Origin of the sequence: Nocardioides immobilis, assembly GCF_003515065.1 — a bacterium.
In the GTDB taxonomy this organism is placed as follows: domain Bacteria; phylum Actinomycetota; class Actinomycetes; order Propionibacteriales; family Nocardioidaceae; genus Nocardioides; species Nocardioides immobilis.
In genome coordinates, this window is record NZ_QXGH01000009.1 from 1 (window position 1) to 13,944 (window position 13,944).

Consider the following 13,944-nt stretch of genomic DNA (forward strand, 5'->3'; position numbering starts at 1 on the left):
ACCACACCGAGCTGCCCAAGGTGATTGCCCGGAAGTCACGGACCCTCACGCCAGAGGAGTTCGACCGGCTGATCGCGGCGATCCCCGAGCAGCACCGGCTGATGGTGCAGACCTTCATCGAGACCGGAATGCGCTGGGGCGAGCTGATCGCCCTCCGGCCGAGGCACATCGACTTCCTCCGCCGCGAGGTCACCGTCGAGGAGACCATCGTCGAAGTCTCGAAGAAGCACTCCCCTACCGGCGAGCGCTACCTGGTCAAGCCCTACCCCAAGGACAACGAACCGCGCACGTTCGGCATGCGCCAGCCGTGGTTGGACGCCGTCGCCGCACACATCCAGTCCCACGATGTCGACAGGGACGACCTGCTCTTCCCCACGAAGGCGGGCACACCGATCTCGCGCAACACCTTCCGCACCCGGGTCTGGCTACCCGCCGTCAAAGCCAGTGGCGTGGACTTCCCCGTCCGCGTCCACGACCTCCGGCATGCCCACGCCTCCTGGCTACTGTCGGGCGGTTCCGACCTCAAGTCCGTGATGGAGCGGATGGGTCATGCCCAGATCCAAACCACGCAGAAGTACCTCCACACCCTTCCCGGCGCAGACCAGAAGAACCTCGATGCCCTTGACCGCATCTCGACGAGGCCGTGGTAACCGTGCTGTGCTCCACGGCTCCGCTCCTCTCACAGGCAGTCCCGCACCGGACGCGGCCACACCTGCAATGGACAAGCAACCGCGAACCCTATAAGTCGGACACGACGGCACCGCGCCAAGCTGCGCGGCCGTCCTGGCGTCGAGGTCGCGGAAGAATCCCACGGTGAGGAAGCGGTGCTCGTCATGCCGAGGAGCCGAGCCAGGTCGTCGTCGGCGTTCGGGCGGGTCTTCACCGCGGTGTTGACCGCGGTGAACCCCAGGTTCCGGTCGGTGTTTTCAGCGCCGGCCGAGGCCACCCGCGGTCAGCGGCGGCGAGTGTGACCTTCGAATCTCCGGCCAGGTCAGAGGTCGAAGCGTGCCTCTGGAAGCCCGCCCGAAGGTGGCCGGTCTGACGGAACCGCCGATCTGAACGACGCATAGCCGATGCAAGAAGCAAGGGATCTCGGATGGCTGGACAAGGCTCCCGACGCCGGTTCGGGCAGATCAGCAGGATGCGCTCCGGCCGCTGGCAGGCGCGGTGGTTCCGGTCGGTCATCCGTCCGGTCGCGGCGGGCAGATAGTCAAGGCCCCCCACACTTTCGAGCCGAACACCTACGTGAGTCCGAGGTGAAGTCGACGACCTCGACGTCCCGCACACCGAACCGCACGTCTCCACCGTCGCGCTTCCGGGCGTCGGCGAGGTCGATGAAGACGCCGGTCTGCGGGTAGAGCTGTGTCGCTGCACCCGCGAGCCCGTGGAAGTCGATCCGGTGGCTGCCGCCACCGAAGGCGAGCCCGATGCCCGCGTGCTCGTGGCCGTCGCGCAGCACCCGATCGGAGACACCCGACTCGACGAGCAGCTCCACGCTCCCCTGCTCGAGGATCCCTGCCCGGCGTGTCTCCTCGATCTCGCGCCGGCTTCGGAGGTCGACGGCCACGGAGTCGATGCCGACGCGTGCGAGCAGGTGGGACAGCATCAGGCCGGCTGGGCCGGCGGCGACGATGCCCACCTGGGTCCGGATGACGGGACCGACAGTCACGCGAACACGTCCTCGATCCAGTCCGCCGTGAACGACCCGACGTGGGGAAGGTGGTCGAGCCCGACATGCTCGGTCGCGCCTTCGTCCGCAGTGAAGATGCGCAGCTCGCGGCGGGGGCTGTTCACGGCCTGGTCATAGGACTGGTGGGCGTACCGGACGCTGATCTGGCGGTCGTTCTGGCCGTGGGTGATCAGGAACGGGCAGGTGACCACGGTGAGCTGGGTCAGCGCCAACAAGGACCTGGTTGCCGTGAAGCGATGGCCGCTCGATGGGGACGTCGGCCCGCGCAGAACAATCTCGGGGCAGGTTCGCCCGTTCATGTTCGACTTGTCGGTGCTGGCCAATGCCGCCGGTGACACGGTCGTCGGCTTCACCCGTTTCTTCTCCCGGCCCGACGGAACACGGTGGGTTCCGATTTCCGTCTACCGCCCCGCCGGCGGACCATGGGGGCCGCCTCTGCGGGTAGCGGACACCGACGCTCAGGCCCGTCTTGCTGTGCTGGCTTTGCAGGAGGCCGGCGACGTCGAAGCGGCGTGGCAGGACGGGGTCCGCGACGACCAGCTGCTAGCGATCCGGTACAGCTTCCTCAGCGCACCCTGAGCTCGGCAGCAAGGTGTGCCACACGTGTAGTGGTCGGGCAGCTCCGACAGGACGGGCACGAGCACGAGCACGCAGGCGCCATAAGCGTGCTGCTCCGCAAGCACGCCGGGCGGCAGATGCGGACGGTTAGGTCAACCGCAGGAAGCGGTGTCGGCGTGCATCCGATCAACCAAGTTGCTCGGATCCACTCCAATCCGCGGGATTTGTGGTTCCCCCCGAATCGCATAGGGAGCCCTCCACGATTCGGGGGGAACCACACTCACCGTCAAGACGCAGCCGGGAGTGAGGTCCGAGGCTAGTGCTTGGCGGGCCCGGGAAGACTTGTCCGAAGTGCCGATGTCGAGTGTGAGCAGGTCGCGCGGGAGTCGGAGTCGTTGCCCCGTTGCCCTCCCGGGCCCGTCCCGTGCGCGGTGACGAGGTCGTGAGCGTGGACTTGTAGACCAGGTCGGACAGCCGGCGTCTGAGGCACCGCATGGCTTCCATCGAGCTCGTGCCGGAGGCGGTCTTGCGTTCGTACTAGGGGTCGATGGAGTCCGGTGAGGGCGTCCGAGCCGTCATGCTGCTCCGCGGCGGGCCAGCAGCAGGTCGAGTTGGGTCGCGCAGGCGGCGACGAGCCGTCGGACGAAGCCTGAGGGGTCGGCCTCGATGCCGCGGCCGGCACCGACGATGACGTCGACGATCCCGGCACGCACGAGCTCGGCTGCGCCGATTCGCTGGTGCTGGGCCATCTCCGGTGCTCGCGCAGGGTCGCGGTGGACGATCGTTGCTGCTCCCTCGGGGGGCAGGGGCGATAGCCAGGCGTCTTCTGCGGCGATTACCCGGTCGGCCGGCCACAGCGCCAGGGCGGCACCTCCACAGCCTTGGCCCATGAGCACGGAGACACGCGGCACCGTCAGGCTCACCATGTCGGCCAGGCACCGGGCGATCTCCCCTGCGAGCGCGCCTTCCTCGGCGACCTGTGAGAGGTCCGCGCCGGGGGTGTCGATGACGGTGACCAGTGGCAGGGAGAGGTCCTGGGCCAGGCGCATTCCGCGCCGGGCCTGGCGCAGTGCGGCAGGGCCGAGCGGGATCTGCAGCTGCGCCTCCCGGTCCTGGCCGACCACGACACAGGGGATCCCTCCCAGCGAGGCGATCGCCAGCACGATGCCGGCGTCGCGCTCACCCGCACCGGTGCCGCCGAGGTGGATCACGTCGTCGGCCGCGTCGCGCAGCAGCTCACGGATCCCTGGACGGAGCTCGCTGCGAGTGGACAGGACCGCACGCCAGACCGGGCCCGACGGATCGGTCACCGGGTGCAGATGCTCAGTCCGGCTCGCCGGTACGGGTCGGGCCGGGTCGAGCAGCGACAGGATGCGGCCCGCTTGGTCGCGGAACGCCCGCGGTGTCGCGACGTCGTCGACGATCCCGTGGGTGGCGAGGTTCTCCGACCGCTGCACGCCCTCAGGAAAGGCTTCGCCGTACAACGCCTGATAGACCCGAGGGCCGAGGAACCCGACCAGCGCGCCCGGCTCGGCGTAGGTGACATGTCCCAGCGACCCCCATGATGCGAAGACGCCGCCGGTCGTCGGGTGGCGCAGGTAGACCAGGTAGGGAAGTCCGGTCGACTTGTGCTTGACGACGGCCTGGGTGATCGCAACCATCTGGACGAATGCGGGGGTGCCCTCCTGCATCCGGGTGCCGCCCGAGCAGGGGGCGGCGACCACGGGCAGTCCTTCGCGGGTGGCGCGCTGGAACGCGGTTACCACCCGCCGTGCTGCAGCCAGTCCGATCGAGCCGGCGAGGAAGCCGAACTCGCCCGCGATCACGGCGACGTCGCGCCCGTGGATCGAGGCCCGGCCGGTCACCACGGCCTCGTCGGTCCCGGCCGCCTCGGCGGCGCGGTCCAGCTCGGCGACGTACCCCGCGTCCACACCCGACAGGTTGATCGGCTCATCCCAGGAGATGAAGGTGCCCGGATCGACGACGCTGTCGACGAAGTCCAGCGCGCCTAAGCGCGCGCTCACCGGAGGCCGTCCTCGTGGAGCCAGGCGAGGACGCTCGCACCGTCGGCGCCGAGCACCGGCGGTGCCGTGTGGGTCCGCCGGGTCACCTCCTCGCCGTCGGGCTCGAAGAACCGCAGCGGCGGCCCGGCGAGCTGAAGGCTGCCGAGGGTGTCGTGCTGGACATCGATGACAAGGCCCTGGCTGTGGGTCTGCTCCCAGGCGTACACCTCGTCAATCGACCGGACCCGCCCGGCGGGGATGCCGACCTCGTCGAGCCGCGCCAGCAGGTCGGCGGACTTCCACTCCGAGAAGATCTCCTCCACCAGGCTGATCAGCCGCTCACGGTTCGCGACCCGCTCGGGGTTGGTGGCGAACCCGGGCGTCTCAGGGTCGACGCCGAAGCCCTGGCAGAAGTCGTGCCACAGGCCCTCGCTCCCGACGGCGATCTGGACCGCTCCGTCGGCGCAGTGGAACAGGCCGTACGGTGCGATCGCGACATGGTGGTTGCCCTGGGCATGGCCCACCTGTCCAGCCACAGTCCATCGGGTGGACTGGAAGCCGTGCACGCCGACCGTGGCCGCGAGCAGGGAGGTCCGCACCACCGATCCGCGACCCGTGCGCCGCCGCTCGCGCAGCGCCGCGACCACGCCGAACGCGCCGTACATCCCGGCGAGCAGGTCGGAGATCGGCGTGCCCACCTTCTGCGGGTCGTCGGGACCGGAGCCGGTCAGCGACATCAGGCCGGCTTCGCCCTGTGCGATCTGGTCGTAACCCGCTCGCCCCCCCTCGGGACCGTCGTGGCCGAAGCCGGTGATGGAGAGGATCACGAGGCGGGGGTTGAGCCGGTGCAGCTCGTCGAAACCGAGTCCTAGCCGGTCGAGAACACCGGTTCGGAAGTTTTCGACCAGCACGTCGGCGCGGCTCACCAGCGTGCGCAGCACGTCCTTGTCGGCCTCGTCCTTGAGGTCGAGGACGACCGACTCCTTGTTGCGGTTGGCGGAGAGGAAGTACGTCGACTCCGCGGCCGCGCTGTCCCGGGAGGGCTGCGCGAACGGGGGGCCCCAGCCGCGCGTGTCGTCTCCCTTCCCGGGTGCCTCGACCTTGATCACCCGGGCGCCGAGGTCACCCATCATCATCGTGGCGTGGGGACCGGCCAGGGCCCGGGACAGGTCGACCACCAGGAGGTCGGACAGGGGACCTTGGGTCATGGTTGGGGTCATGGTCGTGCTCATCGCGCTCACACCCACCCCGGGAGCACGACCGCGGCCCAGACCAGGGCGGGACCGACGACGACCACCAACATGCTGTAGGCAAGGATCTGCTTGTAGAACTTCTCCTCGCTGATGGTGTCCGGCCGGTTGGCGACCATGAGCGCACCGTTGGTGGAGAACGGGCTGACATCGACGATGGTGGACGAGACCGCGAGGGCCGCGACCAGGGCCACGGCGCTGACGTTGCCCTCGGCGATCAGCGGGATGGCGATCGGGATGATGATCGGCAACAGGGCCGTGGACGAGGCGAACGCCGAGACGACACCGCCGACGTAGCACAGGACCAACGCGCCCAGCACGGCCACGCCGAGGCCGGCGGCCCAGGTGCCGACGTACTGCGGGGCACCGGCGGTGTTGAGGATGGTGGCGAAGGTGCTGACGCCCGCGACCAGGAGCACGGTGCTCCAGGCGATCTTGGAGACGGCGTCCTTCTGCGCCTTGGGGAACATTGCGGTCAGAACAACGGCGGCGGTGATCGCGGTGAACCCGATGTTCTTGTCGAACACCAGGGCAAGAGTGGCGACCACGAGGAACGCGACGAGGGTGAACACCTGGTCGACGCCCATCCGTTGCGTCGTGGCCGGCTCGGCCGGCGCGAGCGTGGCGGTGCCGCCACCGGTCGAGGTGCCTCCGGTGCCCGATGCATCATCGACGGGCCGGGTGACCGCAGGGCCACTGCCGGACCCGGCGCCGTCGCCCTCCGCGGGGACATCGTGGTCCTCCTCGATGCGGCGCGACCACAGCTCGCGGCCACCGAGGGCGAGGAAGAGCACGATGGCGATGGCCAGGTTGACCACGAGGCTGGTGAGGAAGACCGTCATCTCGCTCACGGCCAGGTTGTTGTCGCTCATGACCGAGTTGGTGATGGCGCCGTAGATGCTGATCGGGGAGAAGCCGCCGCCCTGGGCGCCGTGCACGACGAGCATGCCCACCAGCAGCGGGTTGATCTTGTAGCGGCCGGCGAACCCGAGCGCGATCGGCCCGACGATGGCGCACGCGGCCGGGCTCGCTGCACCGATCGCAGTCAGCAGCGCTGCGACGCCGAACATCACCCATGGGATGAAGACGACCCGGCCGCCGACCGCGCGGACGGCCCCCCGGACGATCAGGTCGACCGTGCCGTTGTTGCGGGCGATCGCGAAGAGGTAGGTAACCCCGACCAGAGTGAGGACCAGGTCGCCGCTGATGCCGGCGATGATCTCCTTCTCCTCCAGGCCGAGCGAATACATACCGACGAGCCACGCGGCCACGAAGCCGAGTGCGCCCATGTTGATCGGCAGCACGGTGCCAATGACGAAGAGCGCTATCAGCGCGGAGATCGAAACCCATTCTGGAGACATGACGTCCCTCCTGGAGGACAGGGGCCCAACTTAAGCCCGGATCTGCTAGCACGTGACCGGCGTCACGTGGTTCAGTGGCCTAGCCAATAGGACACTAGGTATCTTGTCAAGAGGCAACTACACTTCGAGGCATGTCCGAGCAGCCGCGTCGCATGAGCCCCGTTTCGCGTTCCCGTCTCTACGAGCAGGTCGCCAGCGAGATCCTCGAGTGGGTCCGGCAGAACGGTCTCCAGGTCGGGGACCGGCTCCCGCCGGAGCGCGAGATCGCCACCCGGCTCGGCGTCAGCCGCGCGACGGTGAGCCAGGCTCTGGTGGCCATGGAGGTGGTGGGAGTGGTTGCCGTGCGCCACGGGGACGGCGCGATCCTGGTCGAGTCTCCGGCCGCCTCGAGGATCGTCAGCGCCCTGCGCAAGCATGCTGAGCGGCTGCCGGAGGTGATCGAGGCACGTGAGGCGCTCGAGACGAAGCTCGCGGCGCTTGCCGCTGTCCGCCGTACCGACGAGGACCTCGAGCAGATCGACGCCGCGTTGGACTTCATGGCCGCCGACATCGACACCGGCGGGCGCGGGGTCGAGGGAGACGAGCGCTTCCACGCTGCGGTGACCGCGGCCGGCCACTCCGCCCTCCTGGCCCGGCTCATGGCTGAGATCAGCGAGCTGATCAAGGAGACGCGCATCGAGTCCCTGTCGCAGCCTGGGCGCCCGAACGCCTCGCTCGAAGGACACCGACGCATCGCCGAGGCGATCAGGGCCCAGGACCCGGAGTCCGCCGCCGCTGCCATGGAGGCGCACATCGGCATGGTCAGCGACGTCGCGCTCCTGCGCTCTTGACCAGGTGACGCCTCACGAGATCCTGATCGTCCTCGCGGCCGGGCTCGGGGCAGGTTTGGTCATCGCCGCCGTCGGCGCCGGGTCTCTGGTCAGCTTCCCCCTCCTGCTCAGTGTGGGCCTGACCCCGCTGGTCGCCAACGTGTGCAACACCGTGGGCCTGGTCCCCGGCGGGGTGAGCGGCAGCTACGGATTCCGCCGGGAACTAGCCGGAAAGCGAGCTCTGGTCCGCGCCACCGCGGTCACGAGCGCGTCGGGCTCGCTCCTGGGCGCCGGCCTGCTGCTGGCGCTACCCGCAACATCGTTCGAGCTGATCGTGCCGTGGCTCGTGATCCTGGCCGCCACCCTGATCGCCGTACAACCGGTGATCTCGCGCTGGTTGCGCGCCCGCGCGGCGGAGCAGCCACGAGAGGTGAGCCGGGACTTCCCGGCACCGCTGGGCGGGATGTCCTCCCTCATCGGCGTCTACGGGGGCTACTTCGGCGCCGGCCAAGGCGTCATGCTCGTCGCGTTCCTGGCCCTTGGCCTCGACGAAGAGCTGCAGGTGATCAACGGGCTAAAGAACGTCGCAGTCCTGTCCGCCAACCTGGCCGCCGCCCTGGTCTTCGCGTTCTGGGCACCCCTGGACTGGTCCATTGTCGGGCTGGTCGCGATCGGCTCCGTGTTCGGCGGCTGGATCGGCGCCCACATCGGCAGGCGGCTGCCGCCGATCGTCTTCAGGGTCCTGGTCGTCGTGTCGGGCTACGCCGTCGGCGTTCACCTACTGACCACGTAGCGCACCCTTCCGACGTCGGCACCGAATGCACTCAGCGAGGAGATGTTGTCACCGGACAACAACTGATAGGGAGGAGATTCAGCACCAGTAGCACGCCTACGACATTTAGGCACGTGAGGGACGCCAGCCGAGTCGCGCCGTGGAGGGGCTGCGGGCTGGGGCCCGGCTGCTGGACGATCGGCGCGCCAACCCGCTATCGCAGCCCGCGTCCTTTCTGTCGCCCACTGAGAAGCAGCAGAGGTGACACATCACGGGCGTTCGGCACACCCGAGCCATATCGGCGCGACGGAACCGGTTGGCAATGGCTTCTCGGGATTCTGAGTGCCGTTGCGAGTCTCGGAATCGCTGCCTCGGTCACCTGTGGCGGACTGTCTCTGGGACTGGGCAGGCTGTGCGCCTACGTGGTCCGCGACTTTTAGCGCCGTGCATTGGGCCGTTACCGACCAGTCGCAGTTACGGCAAGCCGGTCGCCGCAATGCGGGACAGCAGCCGTCGCGAGACATTGTGCAACTGCTGCAGCTCGTCCGGGCTGAACGCGTCCATCACGAGAGCTCGCACGGTCGCAACGTGCGCGGGCGCGCTCGCGACGAGCTTCGCGTAGCCCGCCTCCGTGAGGATCGCGTGGGTGAAGCGCCCATCGGTCGGGTCTGGCTCGCGACGAACCAGGCCACGTCCTTCCAGCCGTTTCGCCAGGTGCGAGAGCCGGGACAGCGATGCATGGGTCAGCTCGGCCAGGATGCTCATCCGCAAGGTGTGGTCGGGCTCTTCGGACAGTCTCGCTAGCACGTAGTACTCGAGGAAGCTCAAGCCGGCGTCCCGCTGGAGCTGGCATTCCAAGGCCCAGGGCAGCGTCACGATGACGCTGCCGAGCGCTCGCCAGGCGGCCTCCTCGTCCGGGGTCAGCCAACGCGTCGCTGATGAGGGGGCTTCCGGCGGCTGCTTGCCATCAGCGGGAGGCATGGGCGAAGCCTATCCATGACTTGACAGTTCAAGTCAATGGGGAGAGGATGACTTGAATGTTCAACAGATCTAGTCCCGGCGCGGAAGCGACGAATCCGAAAGACCTGGCAGTCCCCGCAGTCGCCGACAGATCGTGGAAGGGAGACACCAGCCGATGAGCGCGACCGCCACATCTGGCCGCTTCACAACATTGCCCAATGAGGAGACGCTGGCTGCGACCGTGGTGGCGTTGGAGGAGCACGGGTTCAGCGTCGAGGTTGTCGACGATCTTGCTGCCGCAAGCCAGTCCGTGTTGGCCCGGATCCCCCGAGGCTCGTCGGTGATGACCAACACCTCGGCAACGCTGCAGGAGACGGGGATCGCGGACGCGATCAACGACGGCGGACCGTTCGACTCGGCGCGCAACAAGATGCTCGCTCTGGACTTCGCCACCCAGGCGCAACAGATGAAGTCCATCGGGGGCCAGCCGGACTACGCCCTCGGAAGCGTCCATGCCGTTACCCGCGACGGAACGCTGGTCATCGCCTCGGCCTCCGGCAGCCAGCTCGCTTCGTACGCCTGGGGCGCGGCCAACGTCATCTTCGTTGTCGGTGCGCAGAAGCTCGTCCCGAGCGTGGACGCGGCTCGGGAGCGGATCTATCAGCACAGTCTGGTCCTCGAAGACGCTCGGGCGCAGGCCGCATACGGACAGCACAGCGCCGTCGCAAAGATCCTCGAGATTCACCAGGAGCTTCCCGGTCGGATCCACGTCGTGCTCATCCGGCAGTCGGTCGGTTTCTGAATCGCACGATCCCACCTGCACAGGAGACGTCTTGACGGCGAACGCGATCCCCGAGCGGCGGCGGCCGACGCTGGAGCCACCGGACGGGAAGGTTGATCACGTCCGCGGCCCGGAAGCGGGTCATCTGATCGTCGAGTACGGCGACTACGAGTGCCCCTACTCGCGACTAGCGTTTAGCGAGATCGAGCGCGTCGAGCAGCAACTCACTGGCGGTACCCGATTCGCGTTCCGTCACTTCCCGCTCACCGAGATCCACCCGCACGCGCTCTCGGCAGCGGCCGTCGCGGAGGCAGCCGCACGCCAAGACCGCTTCTGGGACATGCACGACCTGCTCTTCGATCGCCAGCAGGCGCTCGACGATGACGACCTGCGCCGATATGCCGCCGAGCTTGCGCTGGATCTCGGCCGCTTCGACGCCGACCGCACCGGCGCCGACGTCCTCAGCCGTATTCGCCGAGACGTCGAGAGCGGCATGGCCACAGGCCAGGTTAGAGGCACCCCGACGCTGTTCCTCGACGGTTTCGTGCACCGCGGCGACTACGCCGCGGCCACCTTGATCGAGGCGCTGGCCCGATGAGCTCGACGTGTTCGCACCTCGGGCGCATCTCCGTCACGGCGTTGCCGGAGGAGATCGCCGGCTGCACCGACTGCCTCGCGGTCGGGGGCACTTGGGTGCACCTGCGCATGTGCCAGTCCTGCGGGCACATCGGCTGCTGCGACAGCTCGCCGAACCGGCATGCCACCGGCCACGCCCGCCAGGCAGGGCACCCCATCGTGCGCTCCGCCGAGCCCGGAGAAGACTGGAGCTGGTGCTACCTGGACAACGTCGCGTTCGTGCTGGCGGACCCATGACACCGCCGGCGCTGCGCCTGGCCGATTGGCGTGCGACCAAAGACACCCTGCATCTGTACACGCAGATCCTCGGCAAGATCCGGCTCGCGACCACGCCGCCGCGCAACCACTGGTGGAACGTCCCGCTCTACGTCGACGTCCGCGGTCTCACGACCCGCCGCCTGCACCACAGCGACACGACGTTCGAAATCACGCTCGACTTCCTCGATCACGCCCTGGTCATCCGCACCGGCGACGGACGCACCAGGTCCTTCGAACTCGGCACAGGGCTCCCCGTCGCCGACTTCGACGCCCTACTCCACGCGTCGCTCGCCGAGCTCGGCCTCGACATCGCCATCAAGCAACGGCCGTTCGGCGTCCCAATGACCACCCCGTTCCCCCAGGACCACGAGCACGCGTCGTGGGACCGCGACGCCGTCCGCCGCTTCGGGCGCATCCTCGACTGGAACGACTCGGTGTTCGAGGAGTTCAGCGGCTGGTTCAACGGCAAGACCAGCCCAGTGCACCTGTTCTGGCACAGCCTCGACCTCGCCGTCACCCGGTTCTCCGGCCGACCGGGCAAGGCGCTCGACGCCAATCCGGTCACCCAAGAGGCGTACTCGCACGAGGTCATCTCGTTCGGGTTCTGGCCCGGCGACGACACCCTCGGCGGCGCCGCCTACTACTCCTACACGGCCCCCGAACCCGACGGGCTGACCGACCAACCGCTGGCCGTCGGCACCTGGATCGAGTACGGCGCCGGCACGCTCGCGATCGTCCCCTACGAAACCGTCCGGACCGCACGCGACCCCCGAACGACGCTGCTCGCGTTCTGCCAGAGCGCGTACGAGGCAGGCGCCCGGCTCGCCGGCTGGGACACGACCAGCTTCACCTCGAACTGGTGCCCCACTCCCGACCAGCTCCGCCAACTCCAAGCCACCGCGACCGCCGACTTCGGGCGCCCCGTCGCGACCACCTGACATGCCTGATCCACCCCGCCCGCCCGCGAGCCGGTACCCGCGGCCGCGGGCACCGAGAAGGGACCCACGCAACATGACCACCCAAACTGATGCGGTACCGCGCGAAGCCGCCCTGGTCGAGGACGCCCACGTTCGCACGACGATGGGCCTGGACGTCCTCGAACCGCCACCGTCCGAGCGAATCCCCTGCCGGACGGTGCGGCCGTTCATCGTCCTCCACGAGGCGGACGTGCCCATCACCCCGGAGCGCGAGAGTCTCGGATCGCGACCCCAACAAGTAGGAGCAACCAGATGGCCACCTATCGCATGGTCTACGGCGACGACGAACAAGTAGTCAGGGAGACACTCAAGAATATCGACGATCTCCAGCGCGAGGACGGCTGGGTGGTGTTCTTCCGCGGCAAGGAGGCGATACTGCGCGTCCAGGAGCAACACGTCCACTCTCTCGAGGAGCTGGACGGCTGAGATGGGGCGGTAGGCCTCCACAAACAACTCCGAAGGCGCCAGAAGGATCCATCTGACCCCGTCAACGCGTCACGCATCGCCGTCCAACCTCGTCGCTCAGGAGGCTCGCTGACCCCGAGCTACGGATGACCCGGGTGCTTGGGGCCTCGGACGCTGATGCCGAACTCCTCGGCGAAGGCGTCCAGGATCGGGACCGCCTGCGCGTGAGCGGCTTGTCGCCGTCCGACTGAACCGGCCACCCAGGCCGGACGGCCAGCGTCGGTCTGGTTCGCCGTTGTTCAGCTCGCAGCACTCGCGCGGGCGAAGAAACCTGCGGATGTCTGACGGCGATCAGCCGACGAGCTCGTGGACGCGTGGCATGACTTGGGTGCCGTACAGCTCGATGTTGGTCATCAGGGCTTGTTGGGACAGGCCTGGCATGCCGTACTTCAGGTCGAAGCGAGTCGCATCGAGGAGGGTGAGGTTGGCCGCGATCTTCTGGGCGACGGTTTCGGGCGACCCGACGTACAGCGCGCCGTGTGGCCCGACCTCGTGGGCGAAGGACTCCTTGGTCGGGATGGCGAATCCGCGGGTTTTGCTGAATCGGCGGATGACCTCCAGGTAGCGCGGCCAGAACTCCTCGCGGGCCTGCTCGTCGGTGGCGGCCACGTGTCCCGGCGAGTGCACTCCGACCGGTCGGGGGTCTTGTCCGAACTTCTCCAGGGCTTGGCGGAAGAGCTGGGAGAAGGGTGAGAACCGCGCCGGGGGCCCGCCGATGATCGCGAGCATCAGTGAGAAGCCGTAGTGCGCCGCGCGGATGACGGACTGGGGGCTGCCGCCGACGCCGATCCAGGCTGGGAAGGGTCCGGATTCGGTGTGCGGCACAACGTCTTGGTTGTGCAGTGGTGCGCGGGTCTTGCCTTCCCAGGTGACCGGCCCGCCCTTGAGTAGTTCGGCGAAGAGGTGGGTCTTCTCCTCGAAGAGGTCCTCGTAGTCGGCGAGGCCGTACCCGAAGAGCGGGAACGACTCGGTGCTGGAACCGCGGCCCAGGATGACTTCTGCCCGGCCGCCGGAGATGGCGTCGAGCGTGGAGTAGCGCTGGAACACCCGGACCGGGTCGTCCGAGCTCAGCACGGTGACTGCCGAGCCGAGGCGGATGCGGGTCGTGCGGCCGGCGATCGTGCCGAGGACCACGTCGGCGGCCGGCATCGGGAAGTCGTCGGTGTGGTGCTCCCCGATCCCGAAGAAGTCCACGCCGACATGGTCGGCCAGGACACCTTGCTCGACGACGTTCCGGATGGTCTGGGCATGTGTGTCTGCGCGGTCGTCATCGTCGTGGGTGAGGTCGCCGAAGGTGTCCAGGCCCAGGACGAGGGGGAACTGCCCGGGCTCGCCCGCGGAGGCTGGTACGGCGCTTGAAGGGGCTGTGGTCACGGGGGCCTTTCTGGCTGGTGTGGGTTGGGGAAAGGGTGAGCCCGGCTGCG

General features: G+C 68.3%; 16 protein-coding genes. 9 read left to right on the plus strand and 7 right to left on the minus strand.

Annotation, left to right across the window (positions count from 1 at the left end; genetic code table 11):
- Window positions 1–650 (plus strand): tyrosine-type recombinase/integrase (locus D0Z08_RS00960; protein WP_342772309.1); only part of this gene is annotated, 650 nt, incomplete at its 5' end.
- Window positions 651–1,210: 560 nt separating this feature from the next.
- Here D0Z08_RS00960 and D0Z08_RS00965 read toward each other — a convergent pair.
- Together D0Z08_RS00965 and D0Z08_RS00970 are read right to left on the minus strand one after the other, a co-directional pair.
- On the minus strand, window positions 1,211–1,669 hold the full coding sequence (locus D0Z08_RS00965; protein WP_118921772.1) for an FAD-dependent monooxygenase: 459 nt from the start codon (window positions 1,667–1,669) through the stop codon (window positions 1,211–1,213).
- Window positions 1,666–1,902, minus strand: coding sequence for an alpha/beta hydrolase (locus tag D0Z08_RS00970; RefSeq protein ID WP_245993468.1), 237 nt, complete (start codon window positions 1,900–1,902; stop codon window positions 1,666–1,668). Before D0Z08_RS00970 ends, D0Z08_RS00965 begins: the two co-directional genes overlap by 4 nt.
- Here D0Z08_RS00970 and D0Z08_RS00975 point away from each other — a divergent pair.
- On the plus strand, window positions 1,883–2,269 hold the full coding sequence (locus tag D0Z08_RS00975) for a hypothetical protein (RefSeq protein WP_118921774.1): 387 nt from the start codon (window positions 1,883–1,885) through the stop codon (window positions 2,267–2,269). The genes D0Z08_RS00970 and D0Z08_RS00975 overlap by 20 nt on opposite strands.
- Before the next feature lie 554 nt (window positions 2,270–2,823).
- Here D0Z08_RS00975 and D0Z08_RS00980 read toward each other — a convergent pair.
- From D0Z08_RS00980 to D0Z08_RS00990, 3 genes are read right to left on the minus strand one after another with little or no spacing between them, the layout of a single operon-like run.
- Window positions 2,824–4,272: a carboxyl transferase domain-containing protein gene (locus D0Z08_RS00980; RefSeq protein WP_118921776.1), complete on the minus strand. Its 1,449-nt coding sequence runs from the start codon at window positions 4,270–4,272 to the stop codon at window positions 2,824–2,826.
- The gene (locus D0Z08_RS00985; protein ID WP_245993470.1) at window positions 4,269–5,471 is read right to left on the minus strand and encodes a CaiB/BaiF CoA transferase family protein; all 1,203 of its coding nucleotides are present in this window, start codon (window positions 5,469–5,471) and stop codon (window positions 4,269–4,271) included. Before D0Z08_RS00985 ends, D0Z08_RS00980 begins: the two co-directional genes overlap by 4 nt.
- Window positions 5,472–5,488: 17 nt before the next feature.
- Window positions 5,489–6,862 carry an SLC13 family permease gene (locus D0Z08_RS00990; RefSeq protein ID WP_118921778.1) on the minus strand — a complete coding sequence of 458 codons (1,374 nt, stop codon included), beginning with the start codon at window positions 6,860–6,862 and terminating at the stop codon, window positions 5,489–5,491.
- A gap of 131 nt (window positions 6,863–6,993) precedes the next feature.
- Here D0Z08_RS00990 and D0Z08_RS00995 point away from each other — a divergent pair, with 131 nt between their 5' ends.
- Both D0Z08_RS00995 and D0Z08_RS01000 read left to right on the plus strand, forming a co-directional pair.
- Window positions 6,994–7,692, plus strand: a complete 699-nt coding sequence (locus D0Z08_RS00995; protein WP_118921780.1) for a FadR/GntR family transcriptional regulator — start codon at window positions 6,994–6,996, stop codon at window positions 7,690–7,692.
- A 4-nt stretch (window positions 7,693–7,696) separates the two neighbouring features.
- Window positions 7,697–8,464, plus strand: a complete 768-nt coding sequence (locus D0Z08_RS01000) for a sulfite exporter TauE/SafE family protein (RefSeq protein ID WP_118921782.1) — start codon at window positions 7,697–7,699, stop codon at window positions 8,462–8,464.
- A gap of 453 nt (window positions 8,465–8,917) precedes the next feature.
- Here D0Z08_RS01000 and D0Z08_RS01005 read toward each other — a convergent pair whose 3' ends face one another.
- Window positions 8,918–9,424, minus strand: a complete 507-nt coding sequence (locus D0Z08_RS01005) for a MarR family winged helix-turn-helix transcriptional regulator (RefSeq protein ID WP_118921784.1) — start codon at window positions 9,422–9,424, stop codon at window positions 8,918–8,920.
- Window positions 9,425–9,578: 154 nt separating this feature from the next.
- On the opposite strand from D0Z08_RS01005, the gene D0Z08_RS01010 reads away from it, so the two are divergent.
- From D0Z08_RS01010 to D0Z08_RS31865, 5 genes are all read left to right on the plus strand, one after another.
- Window positions 9,579–10,205, plus strand: coding sequence for an LUD domain-containing protein (locus tag D0Z08_RS01010; protein ID WP_118921786.1), 627 nt, complete (start codon window positions 9,579–9,581; stop codon window positions 10,203–10,205).
- A 31-nt stretch (window positions 10,206–10,236) separates the two neighbouring features.
- The gene (locus tag D0Z08_RS01015) at window positions 10,237–10,782 is read left to right on the plus strand and encodes a DsbA family protein (protein WP_118921788.1); all 546 of its coding nucleotides are present in this window, start codon (window positions 10,237–10,239) and stop codon (window positions 10,780–10,782) included.
- Window positions 10,779–11,057, plus strand: coding sequence for a UBP-type zinc finger domain-containing protein (locus tag D0Z08_RS01020; protein ID WP_118921790.1), 279 nt, complete (start codon window positions 10,779–10,781; stop codon window positions 11,055–11,057). Before D0Z08_RS01015 ends, D0Z08_RS01020 begins: the two co-directional genes overlap by 4 nt.
- The gene (locus tag D0Z08_RS01025; protein ID WP_182481084.1) at window positions 11,054–12,016 is read left to right on the plus strand and encodes a DUF5996 family protein; all 963 of its coding nucleotides are present in this window, start codon (window positions 11,054–11,056) and stop codon (window positions 12,014–12,016) included. The genes D0Z08_RS01020 and D0Z08_RS01025 overlap by 4 nt, the downstream gene beginning before the upstream one ends.
- Window positions 12,017–12,307: 291 nt before the next feature.
- The gene (locus D0Z08_RS31865; protein WP_182481085.1) at window positions 12,308–12,481 is read left to right on the plus strand and encodes a response regulator; all 174 of its coding nucleotides are present in this window, start codon (window positions 12,308–12,310) and stop codon (window positions 12,479–12,481) included.
- A 330-nt stretch (window positions 12,482–12,811) separates the two neighbouring features.
- Here the strand turns inward: D0Z08_RS31865 and D0Z08_RS01030 are convergent, their stop codons facing one another.
- Window positions 12,812–13,894, minus strand: a complete 1,083-nt coding sequence (locus D0Z08_RS01030; protein WP_118921792.1) for an LLM class flavin-dependent oxidoreductase — start codon at window positions 13,892–13,894, stop codon at window positions 12,812–12,814.
- Window positions 13,895–13,944 lie beyond the last annotated feature (50 nt).